2 protein-coding genes and 1 pseudogene are annotated in these 3324 nt (G+C 66.8%); all 3 read right to left on the reverse strand.

Features of this window, described 5'->3' with window-relative positions; genetic code table 11:
- Positions 1-251 precede the first annotated feature (251 nt).
- The 3 genes and pseudogenes from EBE87_RS27930 to istA all read right to left on the reverse strand — a co-directional run bounded on the left by EBE87_RS27930 (position 252) and on the right by istA (position 2939).
- The gene (locus EBE87_RS27930) at positions 252-701 is read right to left on the reverse strand and encodes a helix-turn-helix domain-containing protein (protein ID WP_120641057.1); all 450 of its coding nucleotides are present in this window, start codon (positions 699-701) and stop codon (positions 252-254) included.
- Between the two features lie 160 nt (positions 702-861).
- Positions 862-1323 (reverse strand): ATP-binding protein, encoded by a 462-nt coding sequence (locus tag EBE87_RS27935; RefSeq protein ID WP_122140305.1) that lies wholly within the window; start codon positions 1321-1323, stop codon positions 862-864.
- Between the two features lie 77 nt (positions 1324-1400).
- Positions 1401-2939 (reverse strand): annotated as a pseudogene (gene istA, locus EBE87_RS27940) (IS21 family transposase).
- Positions 2940-3324 lie beyond the last annotated feature (385 nt).

Raw genomic sequence — 3324 nt, forward strand, 5'->3', positions numbered from 1 at the left:
GCAGGGGCTCTGGTCCGGAATATGCGGCGACTCAGGAACTGCTGAAGGCGCAAGTCGAGGAGACCAAGCTGCTGGCCCGCACGGCTCCGTTGCCGCCAGACGAAAGCGCATAGCCACGTTGCCTCGGATCAGGCGCCGGACGCCGATGATGGCATCGGCTGGTCCGTAATCCAACCGGCACGACAAGCAAGAGTTACAGATGCAGGCGCTCTACCACTCCTGGTACGACGCGCAGAGCAGCTTACTAGCCGCTACGCCGCAATCTTCATGTCGCTGGCTTGCAGCATGTCTGCCGCCCCTTGCTGACCACCCACAACAGCCTCTGGCCGTGGATGCTGCTGAGGCGAGGACGAGATCATGCGGGCCACAGCAACGAGCGCGCTGCGGTGCTGCGGCTCGATGCTGGCGAACATCTGCACCAGATCGATGATCTCCTGGCTGACGTTCGAGGGTGCCAGCCGAAGCTCGGCTTCCGCGGTGGATGCGGCGGCTAAGAGCGTGTCAGGGCGCATGTTCAGCGCCGCCGCGATCGCGATCAAGCGGCTCATCGTGATACGGGTGGCACCGGTCTCATAGCGATGAAACTGTGCACCGGTCACGCCGATCCGCGCCGCAACATCCTTCTGCGTCAGCCCTGCCTGGCGACGATGACGGCGGATTTCGTACCCGACAGCGGAGTCAGCCTTGGAGATCGTATGCATGGTTCTTCAATCTCTGGGTGTCGTCGCAATGGTGGTGCCAGTGACGGGCTCTTTGGACCAACCGGCCGCTGCGGCAGCATAGTTCGTAAACTTTCTACATCAATGTCTCAAAAATCGTAAATAGCCTGGTGGTTGATCACAGATTTGCGACCAGCGCCTTTCATCTGACGAAGCCATGTGAGGCTTCCCAGTGAAGGAAGAAGGGAAGAGGCGGGCAGCACCATCCCAGAATTCGAGCGCCGGGCGCTGGCGGCGAAACGGGGGGCACGCGCTGGTACAGCACGGAGCGGTTGTCGCGGCAGGCGCGATGGCCGAGGGCGCAGGAGAGCCAGGTCTTGCCGGTGCCGGTTGGACCAGTGACCAGCAGATCCTGGTGGCGCTCGATCCACTCGCCGTTGGTGAGGCGCCCGAACAGGGCACGATCCAGGCCGCGGGTGGCGCGATGGTCGACATCCTCTGGTGTGGCCTGCTGGCGCAGGCCCGCGAACCGGAGCCGGGCGGCGAGACGCTTGCCGTCCCGCTCCAGGGCTTCGCGGTCCACCAGCATGGCCAGTCGATCGTCGAAGCCGAGTTCGGCAGCATCCGGATGTCGTCTGTTCGGAGCAGTGCTCCGAACCCTCAAGCGCGCGGGCCATACCGGCGAGGCCCAACTCGCGCAGGCGATCTGAGGTAGGATGGGTCAGCATGGGGGTGTTCTCCTCAATGGTAGTAGCCACGGCCGCGGATGTTGCCGTGCTCGAAGGTCGGTTCGTCGGGCACGAGTTCGGGACGGCAGGTCCGGTCGAGGCCGTGGCGCAGGATGGATTGCACCGAGCCCAGGGAACGGGCGCCGATGTCGAGGCCACGTCGGCAGGCCGCCTGCAGTCGCTCGGGGCCATAGCCGCGCGAGAGGCGCAGGATGCCCAGGCCGGCACGGAATCCCTGCTCCGGGTGCGGCTTGGCGGTCAGGATGCACTCCACCAGCGCTGCAGTAGCCGGGCCGACCACGGCAGCCTCGCGGAGCAGCTGCGTCGGCGTCCATTCCGCGTGACGACGGTGCGCGCTCGGCATGTGATCCGGTGTCGTGGTGTGGCGGTTCTGACGCGGGTTGCGCAGGTGGCTGGCCACCCGCGAGCCCTGGTGGAACAGCTCGACAGCCTGGTCCGTGACGCGCGCCTCGATGACTTCCCGCGCCAGCCGGTAGGGCACGGAATAGAAGTGCCCGCCCACCTCGACATGGTAGTCGAGCCCTGCCCGGCACCGCCGCCACTCGGCATAGGCGAAGGGCTCGGCTGGCAGGGGCAGCAGGGCGGGTCGCTCCAGGCTTTCGAACAGCGTCCGGCGGCTGGTGCCGAGATGGCGCATGGGCCGGTCGTTGAGGCTGGTGACCAGCTCGCGGATGGCGCCGTTGAGTTCGGCCAGCGAGAAGAACCGGCGATGCCGCAGCCGCGCCAGGACCCAGCGCTGCACGATCTGGACGGCGGCCTCGACCTTGGCCTTGTCGCGTGGCCGCCGCACTCGGGCCGGCAGGACCGCCGTGCCGTAGTGGCCGGCCATCTCCTGGTAGGTACGACTGATCCCGGGCTCATAGCGGCTCGGCCTGGTCACCCCGGCCTTGAGGCTGTCGCAGACGATCTGTCGCGCGACCCCCGCCAAAGGCAGCGAAGGCGCCCAGGTGGCAGCCAATCCAATCCGGCAGCGACTGCGTCCAGCGCGCCTCCGCATAGGTCAGATTGCGCCCAGGGCGGCCACGAAGATCTGCGCCTGGCGGACCTCGCCCGTGGCGCCGTCGATCACACCCACTGTCTGCCCGGCACAGTCGACGAACAGCCGCTCACCGGCAGGGTGGGCCTGACGCATAGTAGGCGACAGCCGCCCCCGCCACTCTGCATACAGATCGCAGAACCGGCTGTAGCCGTAGCCCTCAGGCTCGGCGGCCCGGTATTCCTCCCATGCCAGCAGCAGGGTCACGCCAGGGCGGCGCAACTCGGCATGAACGCTGGCCCAGGCCGGCTGCGGCCGCAGCGCCTCCGCGAGCGTGAAGGGCGGCATGAAGAGCCGGCGCTCCAGCGCTGCGTCATCCAGCTCCGGCGGCACGGGCCAGGTGATGCCCACCACGCCGGCACGGCGCAGGTACTCGGCGACCGTGTAGCGGCTGACGCCAACCAGCGCCGCGATCTGGTGACCGCTCCGGCCACAGACGTGCTTGAGACGAAGAACTTCTCGAACCTGACGCATCAGCAGTCTCTGGCCTGGCATGGCGGTCCCCGGTGTCACTCGGGAACAACCCTGCCGTTGGTGAACGACTGCTCGCGAGCCGCGCTGACAGCCCCTCCTCAGGGCCGGCTGGAATGCCTCGGAATGAGTGGCTGGCTTGCGTCGGAATCACCGGCTGGGATGCATCGGAATGCCTGGCTGGCATCCGTCGGAACACGCAACCTGGGAGGGCGGAGCGGGCCTCCGACGCACCGCCCAGTTCAGGCTCAGTTAGCCTCTCAGCGCAGCCCGCGCGACGTAGCCGCCAGCGCACAGCACCTCGCCTGCATTAAGGACGGGCCGGACAGCACCGTACCCATTCCGAATAAGCACAGTTCTGTGATGCAGCAGGACCGGAAAGCAATTTGGTAAACCTCGATCTGACTAG

Origin of the sequence: Teichococcus wenyumeiae, from assembly GCF_003696345.1 — a bacterium.
Taxonomy (GTDB): domain Bacteria; phylum Pseudomonadota; class Alphaproteobacteria; order Acetobacterales; family Acetobacteraceae; genus Pseudoroseomonas; species Pseudoroseomonas wenyumeiae.